We start from the raw sequence: 18,145 nt of genomic DNA, 5'->3' as shown, positions 1-18,145 counted from the left end.
GGCTCTTTCAGCCGGGCTTTTTTTCGCCATTCCTTCTCGAGCATGGTCGTGACTCACGAGCAGGTCATTCTCGTCGACGCGGCGGACGCCGAGATCGGCGTCGCCGAAAAGCTCGCCGCGCATCGCGACGGGCAGCGGCACCGCGCGGTGTCAGTGTTCGTGTTCTCACCGGACGGCGCGCGGCTGCTGCTGCAGCGGCGCGCCCACGCGAAGTATCACTCGCCCGGGCTCTGGACGAACACGTGTTGCGGCCACCCGCGGCCCGACGAAACCAGCATCGCCGCCGCGCAACGCCGTCTTCGCGAGGAGATGGGTCTCGACTGCGCGCTCGAGGAGCGGTGCGTGTTCTCGTATCGCGCCGCGGTGGGCGACCTGGTCGAGAACGAGATCGATCACGTCTTCGTCGGTTGGACGTCGGCGCTCCCCGAGCCCAACGCCGCCGAGGTGGCGGAGTACGAGTGGGTGGATACCGCGGCGCTCGCGCAGCGCCTGTCGTCGCACCCGCGGGAGTTCACCGCGTGGTTTCCGCTCGCGCTGGACGCCTTGGGGCTGCGCGCCGGAACGCACTACCTTTAATACATGATCATCGTCCTTTTCGGGAAGCCCGGCGCCGGCAAGGGAACACAGGCCCCGCTTCTCGCCGAGTCGCTCGTCGTGCCGACGCTCGCCACCGGGGATGTGCTGCGGGCCGCCCTGCGCGCCGGCACGAAGCTCGGCCTCGAGGCCAAGGCGTGCATGGAGCGCGGCGAGCTGGTGCCGGACTCCGTCATCCTTGGCATCATCGCCGAGGAGCTCGCCCAGCCGCAGTACGCGAAGGGCGTCATTCTCGACGGCGCCGTGCGCACCGTGCCGCAGGCGGAAGGACTCGATGCGATGCTGAAGAAGATCGGCCGGAAGGTCGACGCGGTGCTGGCCTTCGACATCGAGAATGACGAGATCGTGCGGCGCCTGAGCGATCGCACGGTGTGCGAGAAGTGCCAGACGCCGTACAGCGGCCGCAAGGTTGGCGACATCTGCGACAAGTGCGGCGGCGCGCTCATTCGCCGCAAGGACGACGATCCCGACGCCATTCGCACGCGCCTCAAGGCGTACGGGGAGCAGACCGCGCCGGTGCTCGACTGGTATCGGAGCCACGGCGACAAAGTCGTCGTCGTGAACGCGGTCGGCGCGGTCGACGACGTAAAACGGCGCGCACTCGGCGCGCTGGGGGCGGAAGGAGCAACGCGCAAGTGATTCAGTTGAAGTCGGCGCGTGAGATCGATCTCATGGCGCAGGGCGGAAAAATTCTCGCCGCGACCGTCGAGCATCTCCGCGCCGCGGTGAAGCCCGGCATCTCGACCGGCGAGCTCGATGCGATCGCCGAAGAGTTCATTCGTGCACACGACGGCGCGACACCCGCGTTCAAGGGATTGTACGGCTTTCCGGGCAGCATCTGCGCGAGCGTGAACAACGAGATCGTGCACGGCATTCCCAGCCGCAAGCGCGTGCTGAAGGACGGCGACATCATCTCGCTCGACGTGGGCGTCGGCTACAAGGGGTACTTCACCGACAGCGCGAGCACCGTCGGCGTCGGCGCGATCGCGCCGGAAACGCAGAAGCTGCTCGACGTGACGGTGGCTTCGCTCGAGGCGGGGATTGCCGCGGCGGTGATCGGCAATCATATCGGCGACATCGGCTTCGCGGTGCAGAACGTCGTCGAAGCGTCGGGCTTCAGCGTCGTGCGCGACCTGGTGGGCCACGGCATCGGCGTGGAGTTTCACGAAGAGCCGCAGGTGCCCAACTACGGAAAGCCGAAGAGAAAGGAGAAGCTCGTGCCGGGGCTCACGATCGCGATCGAACCGATGGTGAACATCGGCGGCCCGGCGACGAAGACACTGTCCGACCGCTGGACGATCGTTACGCTCGACGGCAGCCTCTCTGCTCATTTTGAGCATACGGTCGCGATTACGGAAAACGGGCCGCTCGTGCTGACTCGCGCGTAGCGGCGCGCCTCCAGCGGCGCGCGCTACGGTCTCACGTACCGCTTCTCCATCTCATCGAGCTTCGCCTGCGCCTTCACTGAGAATGGCGACGGGCGCCCGTGCTTCCGTTCGGCCGCCGCGTAGATGCGCAGCAACGCGAACGGGTCATACACCGCCGGCAGAAGCGAGTCGACCCCAAACGTCTCGGCGATCTCGCGCGCGATGTACGCGCCGTTCGGATGGCCGTTCGACCAGAACAGTGCGCGTGCACGCTGGCCGACGACGGCGGCCTTGGTGGAATCGTCCGCGGCGACGACCACGAGCGAGTCGAACGTCTTCAACAGCGCGGGAGTCTTGTCGTACGCGGCGTTGTAGCGCGGCGGATACCACGCGAGCGCGCCGGACGTCGCCGGCAGCGGATGCGGCTTGTCGATCTGATCGGCGATGCCCTCGTTGCGCAACGAGCGGATGGCGCCGTACAGCGCGGCATCGTACTGCATGTTGGCCGTGCGCACCGACCGATCCACCGTCGCGACATACGCGTGATGAAACTCGTGCGAGATCAACGGCACGAGGCCATTCTCGATCACGAACAACGGATCGAGCAGCACGCCGCCGTCGAGCGCGTAGCCGTCGTCGGCGAAGACCGCGAACGCGATGAACGGCGCTGGAGTCTTCTCGGTCGTTCCGGCGGGCAGATAGCGGGCGGCCGCCCGCACGCCGAGTGCGATGCTGTCGGCGATCGAGCGACTGAGCGCGTCGCGGGCGCGCATGACGGCGTCGCGCTGGTCGTACGCGCGCAGCAGGTGCCGAATCGCGAGGCTCTGGTCCGACTCGACGGCGAGCAGGCTGTCGCGCTTTGGCTTCATCGATGGCTTGAACGCGGTGGCCATGGAGACGCGGATCGACCGGTTCTGCTTCCAGACGAGTTGATAACCCGGCGTCGCGAGCATGGCGTTCCACTCAACTGGTGAGGGGTCGCGATCGCTCCGCAGGATGTCGGCGATGCGATAGAACGCGTCGATCGCCGTCATGTCGACTCCCGTCGCGGGCAGCGGCGGCCATTTGCCTGGATCGATGTCGTTCGGCGCCGCGGACGCGCGAGACGAGGCGAGCGCGGCTCGAATGGCGGCGATGTCCGTGGCGTGCGTCCGGACCGCTTGGGTCTCGCGGCACTGCGTGTCGATGGCCTGCAGCACGCCCGCGGTCTCGGACTCGCCCATCCGGCCGAGCGCGTAGCCGCCGCCGATCAGGAAACCGCACTTCTCTTCAATCGTTTTCGCCGCGTCGAGCCCGCGCTTGGCGGTGCGAGCGGCGTCCGCGAACTGACCCGCGCGGTTCAGCATCATCACGCTGTCGGCGAGCGACGCCTGGCCGTGTTGCGCCGGTTGTCCTGTTTGCTGGGCGAGCAGGGCGGCGGGGAACAGCACGGCGAGAGCGACGCGGCGCATGGAGGCTCCGGAATGGACGGGATTACCCAGCAGAACGGACGTTCGCGGGGAAAAGTTGCGTCCGGCGCCCGGGCCCGAACGGCAGCATCCGGGCCTTCTGGCGCGTAGTTCCATGGGGTAAACTCCCTTGATCCCCACCAAGAAATTCCCAGGCAAGCCCCAAGAAAGCCCCAAGAAAGCCCCACCTTCCGGAGGTTCTGGATGTCGATGCGGTCATACCGCACCTGGCGCTCCGCCGTTGCCCTGCCGCTGATCTTCGCGGCGATCACGGCCGGTTCCCTCAGCGCCCAGGGTCATATCACGACGCCGAAGGAGTTCTTCGGCCACAACATCGGCGACGACTGGTTCCTGCCCAACTACGACCAGTTCGCGGCGTACTGGCACAAGATGGATCAGGAATCCGACCGCATGCAGGCGGTGGAGATCGGCAAGACGAGCGAAGGCCGCCCGCAGCTCGCCGCCATCATCACCGATCCGGCGAACTTCAAGCTATTAAAAAAATATCAAGATATTTCTCTCAAGCTCGCCAAGGGTGAGAACCTCACCGACGAGCAGGCGCACCAGCTGGCGAAGGAAGGCAAGGCGGTGGTGTGGTTCGACGGCGGGCTGCACGCCACGGAAGTCGTGGGGGCCAACCAGCTGATCGAGACCACGTACCAGCTCATCTCGCGCAACGACGACGAGACGAAGCGCATTCTCCGGGACGACATCATCCTGGCGGTGCACGTCAATCCCGACGGCATGCAGCTCGTCGCGAACTGGTACATGAAGGACAAGGACACGCTCGCCCGCAACATGAACATCCCGCTGCTCTACAATCACTACGCGGGACACGACGACAATCGCGACTCGTTCATGTCGAACCTGGCCGAGACCAAGAACATCAATCATTTCATGTTCTGGGACTGGCATCCGGTGATCATGTACAATCACCACCAGACGGGCCCCGCGGGCACGGTGATCTTCACGCCGCCGTTCCGCGATCCGTTCAACTACAACATCGATCCGATGATCGTCATGGGGCTCGACGCCGTCGGCTTCGCGATCCATCAGCGCTTCCTCGAGGAGAACAAGCCCGGCTTCACCATGCGCTCGGGCTCGAGCTACTCGACGTGGTGGAACGGCGGCCTGCGGACGATCGGCTACTTCCAGGGCATCGTCGGCATTCTCACCGAGATCATCGGCAACCCGACGCCGACGCGCATTCCGTTCATTCCCGAACAGCAGTTGCCGCGCGGCGACCTGCCGGCCCCGGTCGCGCCGCAGGTCTGGCACTTCCGCCAGTCGATCGACTACTCCGTCTCGGCCAACTACGCGATCTTCGATTACGCGAGCCGGTATCGCGAGACGCTGCTCTATGACAAATATCTCATGGCGAAGCACGCCATCGAGAAGGGCAGCCACGACAACTGGACGGTGAGCGGCAAGGTGATCGCCGCGGCCGAGCAGGCGTTGAATGGCAACGCGGAACAGGCGGGCGCGCCTGCGAACGGCGCAGGGCGTGGCGCTCGCGGGGGTCGTGGTGCGGCTGGGGCGAACGGCGGCGCGGATGTCGTGGTCGGTGGCGCGCCGGATCGCGGCGGCCGCGGCAACGATGCGGCGGGTTTAAAGGTTTGGAATGACGTCGTGCACAATCCGGCGACGCGGGATGCGCGGGGCTACATCATCCCCAGCGACCAGCCCGATTTCCCGACGGCGACGAAGTTCGTCAACACGCTGCGGCACGTCGGCGTGACGATCGAGCAGGCAACCGCGGCGTTCAGCGTGAACGGCAAGCAGTATCCCGCCGGCTCGTACGTCATCAAGACCGCGCAGGCGCCGCGCGCGCAGATCCTGGACATGATGGAGCCGCAGGATCACCCGAACGACTTCGCCTATCCGGGCGGCCCGCCGAAGCGTCCGTACGACAACGCCGGCTGGACGCTCGCCTACACGATGGGCGTGCAGTTCGATCGCATCCTGGACGGCTTCGACGTGCCGAACACGACGAAGATTCAGGGGCACGAGCTCGCGAAGCCGCTGCCGGGCAAGGTCAATGCTGAACAGGGCGCGCAAGGGTACTTGCTCTCGCACAGCTACAACGACGCGGTGACGGTGATCAACCGCGCGTTCAAGGCGGGCGCCGACGTGTACTGGCTCAAGTCGCCGATGACCGCGAACGGCAAGACGTATCCCGCGGGCACGTATTACATCGGCGCGAACGGCAAAGCCGTCGTCGACAAGGCGGCGCAGGAGCTGGGTGTCAGCTTCGACGCCACCACCCAGCGCCCCGGCGCGGACGCTCAGAAACTTTCGGCGAAACGTGTCGCGTTGCTCGATCGTTTCGGCGGCTCGATGCCCAGCGGGTGGACGCGTTTAGAGTTTGAGAATTTCGAGGTTCCTTATACGGTCGTGTACCCGAAGGACATCGACGCGGGCGATCTCAAGTCGAAGTACGACGTGATCATCTTCCCGAGCGACATGACCATTCAGGGTGGCGTGCAGGGCGTGGGCGGCGGCCGTCGCGGCGGCGGCGGTGGATTCGGCGGCGGCAACAACGCCAACATCCCCGCGGAATATCAGAAAATGCTCGGCAACCTCACGGCGGCGACCAGCCTTCCGCAGCTCAAGAAGTTCGTGGAGGAGGGCGGCGTGATCGTGGCGAGCGGCGGCGCGACGAACCTGGCGTATCAGCTTGGGTTGCCCGTCGAGAATCACCTCGTGGTGCGGAGCCCGGGCGAGCCGGACCGCGCGCTCTCGGGCGAGGAGTATTACGTGCCGGGTTCGGTGTTGCGCGTCGCGGTGGACAACACGCTGCCGATCGGCGAGGGGATGCCGGCGCAGGCCGACGTGTTCTTCGACAACGACCCGGTGTTCCGTCTCAAGCCCGACGCGATGGCGAAGGGCGTGCGGCCGATCGCGTGGTTCGACAGCAAGACGCCGCTGCGCAGCGGGTGGGCGTGGGGCGAGAACTATCTCGAGGGTGGTGCGGCGGCGATCGAGGCCTCGATGGGCCGTGGGAAGGTGTACTTGTTTGGACCGGAGATCACGTTCCGCGGGCAGCCGCATGGATCGTTCAAGTTCTTGTTGAACGGGATCTATGCGCCGACGCAGAACACGCAGCCGGTCGTGCCGTAAGCGTTTGGTAAAGAGCATTTGCTGAATAGCATTTGCTAAAGCCCGTCAAGACGCCCGCCGAGGTTCACTGCTCGGCGGGCGTTTTTTGGTGTGATGGGCGGATTATCGCCAGTCTGGAGAGGCGTCTCATGACCGAGCTGTCCGACGCGATTCGCTTTCCCTTCTCGTTCGATCCCGAGCGTTTGCGTGCCGATCTTGCCGTCGCGGGCGCCGACGGCTGGACCGAGCATTTCGTCCAGCGCAACTTCGACGGCTCGTGGTCGGCGATCGCGTTGCGTGGTCCGGCGAACGCGACGCATCCCGTGCAGATGATTTATTCGGATCCGACCTGCGCGGCATTCCGCGACACGCCAGTGCTCGAGCGGTGTGCCTACTTTCGCGAGGTGCTCGCCTCGTTCGCGTGCGAGTTGCAGGCAGTGCGGCTGATGCAGCTGGCGTCGGGTTCGGTGATTCACGAGCATCGGGACCATGATCTGTCGATCGAGCAGGGACATGCGAGAATTCACATCCCGGTGATGACGAATCCGAACGTGACGTTTCTGTTGAATGGGCGGCGCGTGGTGATGGCGGAGGGCGAGTGTTGGTATTTGCGGTTGGCGGATCCGCATGCGGTGAGGAATGATGGGGCGGCGGCGCGGGTGCATCTGGTGATCGATGCGGTGGTGAATGGGTGGCTGGTGGGGCAGCTCGGTGGTGAGACGGATCGGCGTGCGTCGGATGGATCTGGTGTATCGGTAACGACGTTTTGATTCGGCGCGCGGCGTTTTGGTGTGCCCCTCGGCCAACGGCTACGCGATTATAGGCTCTGGATCATGCGGCGAGGGGATATGTTCGGGGGGGCGAAGTGACGGCGGGTTGCGAGATGACTGCCTCGCCTCGCTTGCTCGCGAGCGTTCGGCGTTGCGCGCGCGAGCGTCGGTTCAGCCGACGGACGGAAGACGCGTACGTCTATTGGATTCGCCGATTCGTGCTGGCGAACGACACGCGGCATCCGTCCGAGCTGACGACGGCGGACGTGCGCCGATTTCTATCGTCGCTTGCGGTTGATGCCGGCGTCGCCGCCTCCACGCAGAATCAGGCGCTCGCGGCGCTCAAATTCCTCTATGACCGTGTGCTCGAATTGCCGATTGGTGACTTGAGTGCGCTCACCCCGGCGCGTCGCCCGAGACGGCTACCGGTGGTGCTGACACCCGCGGAAGTTCGTGCCGTTTTCGAGAAGCTCGAACTCCCGGTCCGATTGTGCGGGATGCTGATGTACGGATCTGGACTCCGCGTGAGCGAGTGTCTGTCGCTTCGCGTGAAGGATATTGATACGACGCGCCGCGAGATCACGGTAGTCGGCGGGAAAGGCGACAAGGACCGCCGGACGCCGATGGCGATATCGTGTGTAACGCCGCTCGACGCCTGGCTGGCGGCACGGAGAACGGAGTTCGAGGCGGATACGAGGCTGAGGATCGTCCCGACGGCAATCTCGGCGAGCCTATTGCGCAAGTATCCGGCGCTGGAGACCGCATGGGGGTGGCAGTATGTCTTTCCGGCGTCGCGGACGCTGATCGATCGCGGCGGCCGACGTCGCCGTCATCACTTGCACGAGTCGGTTGTGCAGCGGGCCTTCGCGACGGCGGTGCGGCGGTCGGGCATCGCGAAGCGGGCCACGTGCCATTCGCTCCGTCATTCGTTCGCGACGCCCTTGTTGGAGAGCGGATCGGATATTCGGACGGTGCAGGAGCTGCTGGGGCACACGGATCTCCGGACGACGATGATCTATACGCATGTGAGTGCGACGGGGGTGTTGGGTGAGGAGTCCTGGGGATGGGTTGTAGAGGGGGGCGCGGCGGGAGGTGGGGTCGGAATCGGAGTGCGCGGGGATGGCGGGGGCGCAAGGCTTGGTGGCAAAGGGCGATGTTAGACTTTACCGTTAAACGCCGCTATTGAGGCGCGCCATCAAACCCCGCTATTAAACGCCGCTATTAAACACCGCAGTCCAATTGGCGTTATACCGCCAGAGAGCACTACTGCTTGTGTCAAATGCTGAGGGGAAGAGCCGCCCCGTCGCTCCGGCCCATGTGCGCCGGCCCCGCGCCTGGACGGCCCACAGAATTTGGACAAGTCGTTGGGTCGCTGCGCCACGCGCCTGCGCCGCGGCCCGCGCCTGGACGGCCCAACCATCTCGATCGAATCGTTCGGTATCGCGCCACGCGCTTGCGCCGGCGAGTTCCTCGCGCCGGAGCGAGGCGGGGTGATTCCCGGAACTCTTTTGCGTGACGCGAGCCTTCGGCGCGGCCCCTTGTGCGGCGCGGCGGTATAACGAACGCTGAAGCTGACGAGTTCTGCATCTCGGCAGGTTGGCGCCCGCCGGCATCTCGATTTAGTCTTTCGGTATTGCCCCTTGAAGGCTCGCAGCTTAGCTCGGGCGTTAGAGCGACGACACGCACTTATCGCGATTCAACCACCTAGGCATCGATGACCGAATCACCCGTCAGTCCGTGTCCAAACTGTACGGGCACGAATCTCTACCGGTCGCCGACGACGGCGAACAGTGCCTACGGCCCGGCGCTCCTCCCAGGACTCGCGAGAATGTTTCGGCCCGCCCAGCTGGAGGTTGTCGTGTGCGAGGATTGTGGTCTCGTCCGTCTGTTCGCTGGCGAGGCCGAACGCGCGCGACTCTCAAGGGGGGCGACCTGGACGCGACTCTGACCAGTCGTCGGTATCGCCCACCCGCGCTCTAACGAACGCTGAAGCTGACAAGGAATCTGCGGATTGCGCCGGGCTGCGCCCGGCGCTCCTATTAGACTTCCTTGCAGCTTAGCTAGGGCGTTAGGTAGCTACATGACTTCTCTGTGGTGCCGGGTATGACGCTTACGCTGTGGCGTGGCGAGCATCCGATTGGCGAACTTTGGCCACGCACAACGCCGCGTGACGCGCTGGATCGGCGAGCGGGCAGACCGCCGGCATTTTCGGCTTTTCTCGTTCGCGCACCTGATGCTCCGTGGTGTGAAGGAGTGTGGCAAGTTGCCGCGCGGGTTCCCGGCATCGGCGTGCAGCAGTACCCGGTTGAGCGAGATATCGTGGCCGAGCGCAGCCATCGCGCGGCGCAGTCCGAGCCCACCTCTTCAGGCGCCCTTCACCCCGCGTCGCCGGAGGAGGCGGTCGGAGTTCCGGCCGCGGAGCAGCTCACGGTTCGAGATACGGCGGGCAAGGTGTACCTTCCGCTCCAAATCACACTTCAAGAAAGTCGATTTGAGCCGCAGCACGAGGATGAAGTCCGTCGGGAGGCGCCTGCGGAGGCCATTGTCGAGGGCGTCATCTGGACCGCCTTCATCGTCTTTGCGTCTGACAGGGATGCGCCAGCTACCTAACGAACGCTGAAGCTGACAAGGAATCTACGGATTGCGCCGGGCTGCGCCCGGCGCTCTTATTAGACTTCCTTGCAGCTTAGCTAGGGCGTTATACCGCCAGAGAGCACTACTGCTGCTGTCAAATGCTGAGGGGAAGAGCCGCCCCGTCGCTCCGGCCCATGTGCGCCGGCCCCGCGCCTGGACGGCCCACAGAATTCGGACAAGTCGTTGGGTCGCTGCGCCACGCGCCTGCGCCGCGGCCCGCGCCTGGACGGCCCAACCATCTCGATCGAATCGTTCGGTATCGCGCCACGCGCCTGCGCCGGCGAGTTACTCTCGCCGGGTCGAGGCGACATGCTTTCCCGTTGCTTCTGCGCGTGAACGAGGCTTCGGGGCGGCCTCTCGTGCGACGCGGCGGTATAACGAACGCTGAAGCTGACGGGTGCCGACTGCAATCTGGCGTCGTCCGTCGTTAGCGTATTGTGATCGGACTGGTTTCCTCTTTGAAGGCCCGCAGCTTAGCTCGGGCGTTATACCGCCAGAGAGCACTATTGCTTCTGTCAAATGCTGAGGGGAACAGCCGCCCCGTCGCTCCGGCCCATGTGCGCCGTCCCCGCGCGTGGACGGCCCACCGATCGCGGTGAAGTCGTTGGGTAGCTGCGCCACGCGCCTGCGCGAGGGCCGCGCGCCCAGACGGCAAAGAGATCGCGGTCGGGCATCAGGTCTCGCGCCACGCGCTTGCGCCGGCGAGTTTCGCTCGCCGGATCGAGGCGCGGTGAATTCCGGAGCTCGGCCGCGTAACGCGGGCCTTCGGCGCCGCCCCTCGTGCGACGCGGCGGTATAACGAACGCTGAAGCTGACGGGTGCCGACTGCAATCTGGCGTCGCGCCCGTCGTTAGCGTACTGTGATGGGCAAGTTTCCCCCTTGAAAGCCCGCAGCTTAGCTAGGGCGTTAGGTGGCTATACACATCGCTTCACGGCCGGAGGCCCAGCATGCACGGCGATGCCATTCCAGCAGTCGCAGCGATCATCAGCATCATCATCGCACCTGCCGCCGCGCTCAGTTGGCGCGTCATGCGGAAGCGCGCTCTCCGGCGGAACGCTGCCAACGCATGTGGCGTCTGTGGAACTCCCTGGACCGATATCGGTGTCGCCGCCCACGAGCATCAGGTTCATGGCGTGCGGATTTGCGCGCCGTGTGCCCATCGTCTGCGCCGGCGAACCGTCGTCGAGTTCGCTGCGCTCGCGCTCACCACGGCGATCACCGCAGGCATCACTGCGGTGGCATTTCCGAAATATCTGCCATGGACACCGTGGTGGGCCATGGTGTGGCTAGCGTCGCCTCCGGTCCTAATGGCTGCCGCGACCAGCTGGACGATTCATCGCATGAAGATGCTGAACCGTCAGAACTCCTCGCACTCCGGAGACGGGCCGGCGGAGCTCGGAGAGACGAAGTGGCACGAAGCGCCGCGACATCAGCGCGAGGTTACGGATCGCGACCGGAAGCTTCTCGCGCAAGCCACCTAACGAACGCTGAAGCTGACAAGCGATCTAGTGAATTGCGCCGGCTGCGCCGGCGCTTCTTATTTGAATCGCTTGCAGCTTAGCTAGGGCGTTATATGGCCACGACCTTTCGCGGACCGCACGCCCGCGCTTGCTCCAATTCGCGCGGCGCGGCACTTTTCAGACATGGCTGACACCCCGAATATCAAAGCGGACGCCCGGCAACTCGTCGAGGCGCTCCCCGAGACGGCGACGTGGGACGACTTGGCCTACGAAGTGTACGTGCGCCAAGCCGTGGAAACTGGCCTTGCTGATGCCGACACCGGCCGCACCGTATCGCACGAGGATGCCATGGCCCGCGTCCGCAGCCGCATTCGTCGCGCGTCGTGACCTTCGCGCTCCGCTGGACGGAGCACGCCGTAGGGCAGCTCGGGGCGATCGCCGAGCATATTAGTCTCGTCTCCCCGGTGTATGCCGAGCAGCTCCTCGACCGAATTGTCCAGCGCCTTCGCCAGGCTCAGGCCTTTCCGGAATCGGGCCGCCGCGTTCCCGAGGCCGCAACCCTCGGCGTTCGCGAGCTCATCGACTTTCCATATCGCCTCATCTACCGCGTACATGGTGACACCGTCGAGGTGGTCGCCGTCGTTCACGGTCGCCAAGACCTCATCGCCCATCTGCCACGCTGAGATCGCGTGGCGGCCATATAACGAACGCTGAAACTGACAAAGGGTTTATTGAATTGTGCATGCTGCGCATGCACTCTTGTTTGATCCCTTTGCAGCTTAGCTAGGGTGTTAGGCAGCCATTTGAACGTTCTTGTTGATTCAGACTGGACCAGATATGCGTCGCGCCACCTCGATCCTACTTGTTGCGCCGTTGATGTTGTCGTCTCGAGTCGTGCGAGGCCAGGGCAGGGACACTGCCTCGACATTCTTGACGGGCACCTGCCCGACGCGGTCCGCGGACTCCGTGAAGTGGGACCAAGTCGTCACAACTCCGGATCAGCCAGCGCACTTGTTACCGGAGCCCCGTCCGCAATTTCCCATGTCGGTTCATCGAGACGGCTACAAAGGCAAGGTCGTGTTGGGCATGGTAATTGACACCTCGGGGCGAGTGATGGCCGGGACAGTATCAGTTACAGCATCCACCGATCCGACGTTGAGCGCATGGGCGTGCCTCGTCGCCGGCGACCTCCGATTCACCCCGGCCCTCGTTGCGAACAGGCCAGTCAACGCACTGAGCGAGCAGCCGCTGAGCTTTACCGCGACTGTAATCCGACGTCGTCCGCCGGCGCTTTACCTGAAGCTGCCATAAGCAAAGCTCCGGCGCGATGCTGCCTAACGAACGCTGAAGCTGACGGGCGATTTAGGGATTGCGAATGCTTCGCATTCGCTCTTATTCTGTTCGCCCGCAGCTTAGCTCGGGCGTTAGGCGACGCCAGACGGCATCGACGCAGACCGACAAATCATTGTCCTGGAGACCGCATGCCAAAAGTGGACGTCTATCCCGTCGGCCGATGCGAGAACTGCGGTGCGCGCGTTATGTCGGATTACTCGCTTCGCAACTGTAGTGCGTGTGGCACGTCGCTATCCCCGGATACCGTCGAGATTCTCCGAGTAAAAGGCGCGCTCGACAAGCCAGGGGGCAACAAGAGTGTCGTCGGAGGACAAGCGTATTCACCTTCGGCAAGCACCCCTGGGGGTCGACCGAACCCTGCGTTGCGTCGCTACAGTGACGCGTATCTAGTCGCGCGCACGATCGTCGCCGTTGGCACGACGGTAAAGATCATTGGTGTCGTCCTGGGTATCCTTATCGCGGTTGCTGGATTATTGACGGGGCAGGGTGGCGTTGTTGCTGCCGCGGTGATCGGGGGTGTGGTAGCCGGAGTGACGCTGTATGTCACGGGCGTATTGGTGTCGTCGGTTGGACAATTGCAACAGGCGACACTTGATAGCGCGGTTAACTCATCACCGTTCCTGACCGACATCGAGCGCGCGACGGCGATGTCTCTGCCGGTCCAGTTTCCGTCATGACTACCGCTTAGGCACCGCGTCGCCTAACGAACGCTGAAGCTGACAAGCGATCTATTGAGTTGTGCGGGCTTCGCCCGCACTCTTATCTGACTCGCTTGCAGCTTAGCTAGGGCGTTAGATTGCCACAGGCATCCCGAAGAGGACCGTTAGATGTCCATGCAGCTCACATTGGAAGTTGAACGCGAAGAAGATGGCCGCTGGATCGCCGAGGTCCCTGACCTCGCCGGGGTGCTCGCGTACGGCGGTTCACGCGACGAGGCCGTCGCACGTGCCGAAGCGCTAGCGCTCCGTGTGCTTGCGGACCGACTCGAGCACGCCGAAGTGGGCCCGGATCTCTTCAGCGTCACGTTTCGGGCAGCATAGCTCGTGAGCACGTGGCCGGCCGCGAAGGCAAAGCGCGTTCTCGCCGCGCTCCTTCGAATTGGCTGGCAGATCAAGCGGGAGCGCTCCTCGCACAAAATGCTCAGCCGCGACGGCTTTCCGGATTATGTGTTCGCTTTTCACGACTCCGAAGAGATTGGCCCGCGAATGCTCGCGCGCATCGCGCGCCACACTGGCTTGAGGCCTGAAGATCTCTGATCGGGCAATCTAACGAACGCTGAAGCTGCCAAAGCGGTTATTGAATTGTTGCGGCTTCGCCGCAACTCTTATCCGATCGCTTTGCAGCTTAGCTGAGGCGTTAGGTAGCGACATCGTCCACAACCGGCATGTCTCCTCGCACATTTATTTGTCGTCACTGTGGCAGCATTCGGCGGCGGGAGGCGCGCATCTGGATCTCGGCGCCTCCGACGCCTCGTATGTGGCCTCATTGCCATGAGCAGGCGATGGAACTCTTGACCCATGTCGAGGCCGCCGGTGCGGCGAAATTGACGCGGACCGAGCGCCTCCGATGGCTCGCCCATGGGAAGCAGGTGCTTCGGCGGCCGGGCAATCGCTGGGTCGCCGCGCTCACCACGCGAGCCGAAGGGCGGGCGAAGAGCCAACGAGCGGCGTACGAGGAAGCAACTCGCGCAGGAGTGCTGACATCGTCGACGCAAAAGCGCAAGCATCGCGGTCCCGCTACCTAACGAACGCTGAACCTGGCAGAGGAGCTATTGAATTGTTTGCCGCTGCGCGGCAAACTCTTATATGAATCCTCTGCAGGTTAGCTCAGGCGTTAGCTGGCACCCACACGCGTCTCGGAGGGAGAGCATGCCTGACCCATCGGGTGTCGGCGATACACAGCCGACGCGCCGGACAAGTTGGCTCATTGGCCTGGCGTCTCTCGGCGCTGCGATTACTGGCGCGTTCGCACTGGTTGTGGGTCTCGTTGCGTTTCTATCCGGGCAGTGGCAGGCAGCCGGTATTTGTCTCCTCGCTGCAAGCGTGGCCTTTGGCGCGCTCGCCAACGCGATGCTGCGACGATAGTGCGCTCAGATCAACGTGCTCGTTCCGTGCCACCTAACGAACGCTGAAGCTGACGAGTTCTGCATCTCGGCAGTGTGGCGCCCCTCGGCATCGCGCTTTAGTCTTTTGGTATGCGCGCCCGTCGGGCTCGCAGCTTAGCTGGGGCGCTAGAAGCCATCAACTCCTATGCTCATCAAGACTGCCATGGTCGCCCTATGTGTGACCGCGCATGCACTGTTCAGCCAAGTACCTCGGTTTCAGCCGCCTGTCCAAGCGGCCGCGCGGAGTCGTACTATGGCAACCGACAAGGCACCTTTGATTGTCAGCGGTGCCGTCGCCGTGTCGCGCGCGCCAAGCTGAGACAGCCGCCGTAGCCGGAGCTATCATCGGCGCTGTAGTTGGTCTATTCGCCGGCGCCACCGTCCCGGTCGGCTGCGAGGTCGGCGGCTGTCATAAACGGAATGCGCGACTCACGGCAGTCCTGGGACTCGGCGCCGTGGGCGCGGCGACTGGAGCGGCTCTCGGCGCGCTGATCGGTGTGATAGTGCGGAGCGAACATCCGCCGACGTATTCAAGTCCGGCCCGCCGGCATCCTAACGAACGCTGAAGCAGACAAAGGATCTGTTGATTTGTTTGCGGCTGCGCCGCAAACTCTTATATGGCTCCTTTGCAGCCTAGCTAAGGCGTTCGGCATCAAGTACGCATCGGCGTACATTTCAGGACCACACGGAGACATCGATGCAGCTGGAGCTGACAGCCGTCTTTAAGCCGGCCGACGAGGGTGGATACATCGCGTTCGTCGAGGAACTGCCGGGAGCCAACACGCAGGGTGAGACGCTCGAGGAAGCGCGCGCCAACCTGCGGGAAGCCGCGGAACTTGTCATCGAGGCCAATCGGGCGCTCGCCGAAGAGCAGCTCAGGGGCGCCGAGGTTATTCGTGAGCCGCTGCGCCTCACCGCCTAGTGAAGTGCATTGAAGTGCATTGAAGCGCAGTGATCTCATTCGGTACTCAGAATCGCATGGCTGTCGACTTCTTCGGGAAGGCGGCAGCCATTCAGTTTTCCTGAATCCGGAGGTCTGAAGATTTCGACGGTTCCGCGCCATCGGAAGATCAAAGAGTTCTTCGCACGAAAGATCTGCCGCGATTTGGAGGTCCCGGAGCCTTGAACGAACGTTGAAGCTGACAAGGAACGCTATTGAATTGTTGCGGCTGCGCCGCAACTCTTATTTGATCGCTTTGCAGCTTAGCTAGGGCGTTAGGTTGCCACCCGCATCGCGAGGTGAACACGTTGATGATTCGTCGTGTGCGCGCTGCCGTCATACTCGGCCTTACCTGGGCAGTCCCGCGGGCGCTCGCAGGCATCGCCTTCATTACGTGGCGCGTGTTTCTCGGCTCTCCGCGCCTCGCGTTCCCGTGGAGTTACTGGCCGCGCATGGCCACGACCAGCGCGTTGACGCTCGGGGTCTTCGGATTCGTCGCCGGGGTAGTGTTCGCGCTGACGGTTCGCAAGACGGTCGGCGCGCGGACGCTCGATGATCTGTCGCCTGGTTATGCGGCGCGGTGGGGAGCGACCGCGGGGGCGGCTTCCATCGCCGCGGTTGCGTTAACGGGCATCGTTGCATGGCCGCTCCTTGTTGTTGGAGGTGCTTTGTTCGCGATTGTCGGCGCAGGATCGGCGATGGCGACGCTCGCCATGGCGCAACGAGCTGACGCGCCGATGAAGTCACTGACGCGTTGACAGTGCGCCCCGATTGCTATCGATAACGCGGCACCCTGACGAACGCTCAAGCTGACGGGTGATTCTTGGAGTTGCGCGACGCTGCGCGCCGCACTCTTATATGGCTCACCCGCAGCTTAGGTAAGGCGTCAGGTGACCATCTAGCCACAAGGTACGACCAATGCCGCGCTCCCTCGCGCAGATTGAAAGCCTCGCGGTGACGCCGTTCATTCTATTGGTCGCTGCGATCGCCGGCACAGTTCAAGCGATTCCGATGTTTCTACATATCGGCCGGCTCAATCTTGCGAGCGCACGCTTCGTCGAGGTCGCCGCGATCACCGGCCTCGCGGTGCTCAATTGGACCGGCGCAGCAGTCCTCTGGTGGTTTGCCGTTCGACGTCGTCAGTATGCTATCTGGCTCACCGCGCTCCGCGTGACTGTCGCCTTGGCTGCGGCCGATTTGTTCATGGATAGCCTCGGGTACGTTGCTGCCTCGATCGAAACGCGTGGCGAGTTCGCGATTGCTCTCGGGCGCGCGCTTCCGGGGCTCTCTCGGGTCCGGTCGGCATCGCGCTACTTCGGAGTCCGTTTTGGTTTGTTGAAGCCCTCGTACTCATCGCCGTTGGTCGGGTCGTGCTGCACATGGACGTGCTCGTCCAGCCGTCACCCGTCGCCGCGCCCCGGCTGAACAGCCGTGATGATGGGTAGCAGAGGCCTAACCAACCCTGATCCTGACAGAGAATTTATTGAATTCGTATTTGCTGCTGCGCAGCAAACTCGTATGGTTCCTCTGCGGGTAGCTGAGGCGCTCGGTCGCGAACAGACGTAATAGAACACTCATAGTCGTCCGTCTGGCGCTTGGGCGCCCGATTCGGCATATCTAAGCATGGGCTTCTCCATTCGGCAAAGCGTTCGGGTCGGTCCCCTGCGATTCAATCTTTCAAAATCCGGTGTTGGGGTATCCGCCGGCGTTCCAGGGTTTCGCGTCGGCATGGGCCCTCGCGGCAACTACGTTCATGCGGGCCGCGGCGGGTTCTACTATCGAGCGACGCTTCCCTCGCACCGGACAGCGAGACCGGCACCTGGTCCGTCGTTCACGCAATCGCCGCGTGCCACATTGCAGCCATCGCTCGGACGGCCCACGCTCGGCCCAGACGTCGAGATCGAGAGCGGACCTGTCGTCGAGATGCGGGATGAATCGGCCGAGGGACTCCTGGCAGAGCTCATCGCGAAGCGGTCGCTTGCTCGGTTCGGGCCGCTGGTTCTCGTCCTCGCAGTGTTGGCGTTCGCATTTGCCTCGCTGCAGCTACTCGTGATCGGGCAACTGTTGGTCGGGGTGGTGGCAGTCACGGCGACGGTTACCGCGTTCATCACCGATACGATGCGGAAGACCACCGTCATTCTGTACGAATTCGACACGGATGCCGAGGCATCGTTCCAGGGCCTAGATCTCTGACCGCCTGAAAAGATTCGTAATATTGCTTGTGAGGCCGGCAGGGTCCAATCTATACTTTGACCATGCCACGTCCTCCCGCGTCGTTCCGACTGAAGTCGCAGGACACGAAGGAGTTACAGACGTTGTTGCATGGCGGAGTCCAGCAGGTGCGCGTGGTCCTTCGCGCGATGGCGTTGCTGCGA

Annotated in this window: 18 protein-coding genes; 17 read left to right on the top strand and 1 reads right to left on the bottom strand. The window is 63.6% G+C overall.

All coding sequences use genetic code 11. From position 1 onward, the window contains the following. Nucleotides 1-48 precede the first annotated feature (48 nt). Genes idi through map form a run of 3 tightly spaced genes read left to right on the top strand, consistent with a single transcriptional unit; the run spans nucleotide 49 to nucleotide 1,982 of the window. Nucleotides 49-576, top strand: a complete 528-nt coding sequence (idi, locus tag VN706_19785) for an isopentenyl-diphosphate Delta-isomerase (protein ID HXT17888.1) — start codon at nucleotides 49-51, stop codon at nucleotides 574-576. A 3-nt stretch (nucleotides 577-579) separates the two neighbouring features. Beyond that, complete coding sequence (locus VN706_19780; GenBank protein ID HXT17887.1) at nucleotides 580-1,233, top strand: adenylate kinase; 654 nt, start codon at nucleotides 580-582, stop codon at nucleotides 1,231-1,233. Next, nucleotides 1,230-1,982 (top strand): type I methionyl aminopeptidase, encoded by a 753-nt coding sequence (map, locus tag VN706_19775; protein HXT17886.1) that lies wholly within the window; start codon nucleotides 1,230-1,232, stop codon nucleotides 1,980-1,982. The genes VN706_19780 and map overlap by 4 nt, the downstream gene beginning before the upstream one ends. A gap of 23 nt (nucleotides 1,983-2,005) precedes the next feature. Here map and VN706_19770 read toward each other — a convergent pair whose 3' ends face one another. Then, nucleotides 2,006-3,412 (bottom strand): DUF5700 domain-containing putative Zn-dependent protease, encoded by a 1,407-nt coding sequence (locus tag VN706_19770; GenBank protein ID HXT17885.1) that lies wholly within the window; start codon nucleotides 3,410-3,412, stop codon nucleotides 2,006-2,008. 201 nt (nucleotides 3,413-3,613) lie between these two features. On the opposite strand from VN706_19770, the gene VN706_19765 reads away from it, so the two are divergent. The 14 genes from VN706_19765 (at nucleotide 3,614) to VN706_19700 (ending at nucleotide 17,963) form a co-directional block, all read left to right on the top strand. Next, the gene (locus VN706_19765; protein HXT17884.1) at nucleotides 3,614-6,529 is read left to right on the top strand and encodes a M14 metallopeptidase family protein; all 2,916 of its coding nucleotides are present in this window, start codon (nucleotides 3,614-3,616) and stop codon (nucleotides 6,527-6,529) included. A gap of 128 nt (nucleotides 6,530-6,657) precedes the next feature. Next, the gene (locus VN706_19760) at nucleotides 6,658-7,278 is read left to right on the top strand and encodes an aspartyl/asparaginyl beta-hydroxylase domain-containing protein (protein ID HXT17883.1); all 621 of its coding nucleotides are present in this window, start codon (nucleotides 6,658-6,660) and stop codon (nucleotides 7,276-7,278) included. A gap of 113 nt (nucleotides 7,279-7,391) precedes the next feature. Beyond that, nucleotides 7,392-8,438 carry an integron integrase gene (locus tag VN706_19755; protein ID HXT17882.1) on the top strand — a complete coding sequence of 349 codons (1,047 nt, stop codon included), beginning with the start codon at nucleotides 7,392-7,394 and terminating at the stop codon, nucleotides 8,436-8,438. 943 nt (nucleotides 8,439-9,381) lie between these two features. After that, nucleotides 9,382-9,888, top strand: a complete 507-nt coding sequence (locus VN706_19750) for a hypothetical protein (GenBank protein HXT17881.1) — start codon at nucleotides 9,382-9,384, stop codon at nucleotides 9,886-9,888. 972 nt (nucleotides 9,889-10,860) lie between these two features. After that, the gene (locus tag VN706_19745; protein ID HXT17880.1) at nucleotides 10,861-11,394 is read left to right on the top strand and encodes a hypothetical protein; all 534 of its coding nucleotides are present in this window, start codon (nucleotides 10,861-10,863) and stop codon (nucleotides 11,392-11,394) included. A gap of 162 nt (nucleotides 11,395-11,556) precedes the next feature. Continuing rightward, on the top strand, nucleotides 11,557-11,760 hold the full coding sequence (locus VN706_19740; protein ID HXT17879.1) for a hypothetical protein: 204 nt from the start codon (nucleotides 11,557-11,559) through the stop codon (nucleotides 11,758-11,760). Beyond that, entirely contained in the window at nucleotides 11,757-12,056 is a 300-nt protein-coding gene (locus tag VN706_19735) for a type II toxin-antitoxin system RelE/ParE family toxin (protein HXT17878.1), read from the top strand. The genes VN706_19740 and VN706_19735 overlap by 4 nt, the downstream gene beginning before the upstream one ends. A 798-nt stretch (nucleotides 12,057-12,854) precedes the next feature. After that, nucleotides 12,855-13,403, top strand: coding sequence for a hypothetical protein (locus VN706_19730; GenBank protein ID HXT17877.1), 549 nt, complete (start codon nucleotides 12,855-12,857; stop codon nucleotides 13,401-13,403). Between the two features lie 150 nt (nucleotides 13,404-13,553). Next, nucleotides 13,554-13,766, top strand: coding sequence for a type II toxin-antitoxin system HicB family antitoxin (locus tag VN706_19725; GenBank protein ID HXT17876.1), 213 nt, complete (start codon nucleotides 13,554-13,556; stop codon nucleotides 13,764-13,766). 3 nt (nucleotides 13,767-13,769) lie between these two features. Further along, nucleotides 13,770-13,982, top strand: a complete 213-nt coding sequence (locus VN706_19720) for a type II toxin-antitoxin system HicA family toxin (protein ID HXT17875.1) — start codon at nucleotides 13,770-13,772, stop codon at nucleotides 13,980-13,982. A 1,545-nt stretch (nucleotides 13,983-15,527) separates the two neighbouring features. Then, nucleotides 15,528-15,752 carry a type II toxin-antitoxin system HicB family antitoxin gene (locus VN706_19715; GenBank protein HXT17874.1) on the top strand — a complete coding sequence of 75 codons (225 nt, stop codon included), beginning with the start codon at nucleotides 15,528-15,530 and terminating at the stop codon, nucleotides 15,750-15,752. Nucleotides 15,753-16,078: 326 nt separating this feature from the next. After that, complete coding sequence (locus tag VN706_19710) at nucleotides 16,079-16,528, top strand: hypothetical protein (protein HXT17873.1); 450 nt, start codon at nucleotides 16,079-16,081, stop codon at nucleotides 16,526-16,528. A gap of 160 nt (nucleotides 16,529-16,688) precedes the next feature. Further along, nucleotides 16,689-17,195, top strand: coding sequence for a hypothetical protein (locus VN706_19705; protein ID HXT17872.1), 507 nt, complete (start codon nucleotides 16,689-16,691; stop codon nucleotides 17,193-17,195). A 198-nt stretch (nucleotides 17,196-17,393) separates the two neighbouring features. Then, entirely contained in the window at nucleotides 17,394-17,963 is a 570-nt protein-coding gene (locus VN706_19700; protein HXT17871.1) for a DUF4236 domain-containing protein, read from the top strand. The last annotated feature ends 182 nt before the right edge of the window (nucleotides 17,964-18,145 follow it).

Source organism: Gemmatimonadaceae bacterium (genome assembly GCA_035606695.1).
In the GTDB taxonomy this organism is placed as follows: domain Bacteria; phylum Gemmatimonadota; class Gemmatimonadetes; order Gemmatimonadales; family Gemmatimonadaceae; genus JAQBQB01.
This window is presented reverse-complemented; position numbering and strand designations above follow the sequence as displayed.

What these genes read in the sequence shown, in the direction of transcription:
- VN706_19760 (HXT17883.1), top strand. Translation starts at nt 6,658, where the DNA reads ATGACCGAGCTGTCCGACGCGATTCGCTTTCCCTTCTCGTTCGATCCC.
- VN706_19700 (HXT17871.1), top strand. Translation starts at nt 17,394, where the DNA reads ATGGGCTTCTCCATTCGGCAAAGCGTTCGGGTCGGTCCCCTGCGATTC.
- VN706_19755 (HXT17882.1), top strand. Translation starts at nt 7,392, where the DNA reads ATGACTGCCTCGCCTCGCTTGCTCGCGAGCGTTCGGCGTTGCGCGCGC.
- VN706_19780 (HXT17887.1), top strand. Translation starts at nt 580, where the DNA reads ATGATCATCGTCCTTTTCGGGAAGCCCGGCGCCGGCAAGGGAACACAG.
- VN706_19750 (HXT17881.1), top strand. Translation starts at nt 9,382, where the DNA reads ATGACGCTTACGCTGTGGCGTGGCGAGCATCCGATTGGCGAACTTTGG.
- VN706_19770 (HXT17885.1), bottom strand. Translation starts at nt 3,412, where the DNA reads ATGCGCCGCGTCGCTCTCGCCGTGCTGTTCCCCGCCGCCCTGCTCGCC.
- VN706_19725 (HXT17876.1), top strand. Translation starts at nt 13,554, where the DNA reads ATGTCCATGCAGCTCACATTGGAAGTTGAACGCGAAGAAGATGGCCGC.
- VN706_19705 (HXT17872.1), top strand. Translation starts at nt 16,689, where the DNA reads ATGCCGCGCTCCCTCGCGCAGATTGAAAGCCTCGCGGTGACGCCGTTC.
- VN706_19765 (HXT17884.1), top strand. Translation starts at nt 3,614, where the DNA reads ATGTCGATGCGGTCATACCGCACCTGGCGCTCCGCCGTTGCCCTGCCG.
- VN706_19745 (HXT17880.1), top strand. Translation starts at nt 10,861, where the DNA reads ATGCACGGCGATGCCATTCCAGCAGTCGCAGCGATCATCAGCATCATC.
- VN706_19730 (HXT17877.1), top strand. Translation starts at nt 12,855, where the DNA reads ATGCCAAAAGTGGACGTCTATCCCGTCGGCCGATGCGAGAACTGCGGT.
- VN706_19740 (HXT17879.1), top strand. Translation starts at nt 11,557, where the DNA reads ATGGCTGACACCCCGAATATCAAAGCGGACGCCCGGCAACTCGTCGAG.
- VN706_19715 (HXT17874.1), top strand. Translation starts at nt 15,528, where the DNA reads ATGCAGCTGGAGCTGACAGCCGTCTTTAAGCCGGCCGACGAGGGTGGA.